This window comes from Streptomyces kanasensis, assembly GCF_043077165.1.
GTDB lineage: Bacteria > Actinomycetota > Actinomycetes > Streptomycetales > Streptomycetaceae > Streptomyces > Streptomyces changanensis.
This window is the reverse complement of record NZ_JBIBSF010000010.1, coordinates 302,920-304,264: the sequence shown is the minus strand read 5'-3', so window position 1 is coordinate 304,264 and position 1,345 is coordinate 302,920. Positions and strand designations below refer to the sequence as shown.

At 68.4% G+C, this 1,345-nt stretch carries 1 protein-coding gene, 1 rRNA gene and 1 pseudogene; 2 read left to right on the top strand and 1 reads right to left on the bottom strand.

What is annotated here, in order from left to right:
• Positions 1-189, bottom strand: a 189-nt coding sequence (locus ACF053_RS30260) for a hypothetical protein (RefSeq protein WP_449336542.1), incomplete at its 3' end; no start/stop codon positions are given.
• Between ACF053_RS30260 and rrf the strand changes: the two genes are divergently transcribed.
• A 5S ribosomal RNA gene (rrf, locus tag ACF053_RS24915) occupies positions 178-294 on the top strand. The two genes, ACF053_RS30260 and rrf, sit on opposite strands and share 12 nt — an antisense overlap.
• Before the next feature lie 230 nt (positions 295-524).
• A pseudogene (locus ACF053_RS24910) lies at positions 525-1,345 on the top strand (hypothetical protein); the annotation flags it as partial.

The window sequence follows — 1,345 nt, the reverse complement described above, 5'->3', positions numbered from 1 at the left end:
GTTGATAGGCCGGATATGGAAGCCCAGTAATGGGTGGAGTTGACCGGTACTAATAGGCCGAGGGCTTGTCCTCAGTTGCTCGCGTCCACTGTGTTGTTCCCGGGTTGCGAACAGTCGCACCGGCACACGAAAAAGATCAAGTGAATAGTGTGCTTGTTCGCTCGAACCCAATAGGGTTTCGGTGGCCATAGCGTTAGGGAAACGCCCGGTTACATTTCGAACCCGGAAGCTAAGCCTTTCAGCGCCGATGGTACTGCAGGGGGGACCCTGTGGGAGAGTAGGACGCCGCCGAACAATTTTTCAGGACCCGTGGTCCCAGCGTTCATGCTGGGACCACGGGTCCTTTTTTGTTGTCAGTTGTATGTGCTCGAAGCGCGGAGGGACGCCCTCTGCGCGAGAATGCTTGCGGTACCCGAAGACAGGAGCCCCACCCATGTCCACCAACTCCTCCGACGACCGTCCGGAGCGTGAGCCTCGTCGTACGGACGGTGGCGAGCGGGGCGGCTTCCGTGGTCCCCGGCGCGATGACGACCGCCGCGGCAGTGGCGGCGGTGGCTTCCGCAGGGACGACCGCCGTGACGACCGTGGCGCGGACCGCCGTGACGACCGGGGTGGTGACCGGGGTGGTTTCCGCCGCGATGACCGGCCGGCGTTCCGTCGGGACGACCGCGACCGTGGACCGCGTCGCGACGACGACCGCCGCGGCACTGGCGGCGGTGGCTTCCGCCGTGACGACGACCGCCGCGGCAGTGGTGGTGGCGGTGTCCGCTCCGACGACCGTGGTGGCGACCGGGGCGGGTTCCGTCGCGATGACCGTGGTGGCTTCCGCCGTGACGACCGCGGTGGTGACCGTGGTGGGTTCCGTCGCGATGACCGTGGCGGCGACCGTGGTGGCTTCCCGCGTGACGACCGTGCTCCCCGTCGGGACGACCGCGGTGGTTTCCGCAGGGACGACCGTGCTGGGTCCTCGCGCGACGATCGCGCTCCCCGTCGTGATGACCGTGGTGGCTTCCAGCGTGACGACCGCGGCGGCGATCGGGGCGGGTTCCGCCGTGACGACCGTGGTGGTGACCGCGGTGGCTTCCGCCGTGACGACCGCGGTGGTGACCGTGGTGGGTTCCGTCGCGATGACCGTGGCGGCGACCGTGGTGGCTTCCCGCGTGACGACCGTGCTCCCCGTCGGGACGACCGCGGTGGTTTCCGCAGGGACGACCGTGCTGGGTCCTCGCGCGACGATCGCGCTCCCCGTCGTGATGACCGTGGTGGCTTCCAGCGTGACGACCGCGGCGGCGATCGGGGCGGGTTCCGCCGTGACGACCGTGGTGGTGACCGTGGTGGCTTCCGT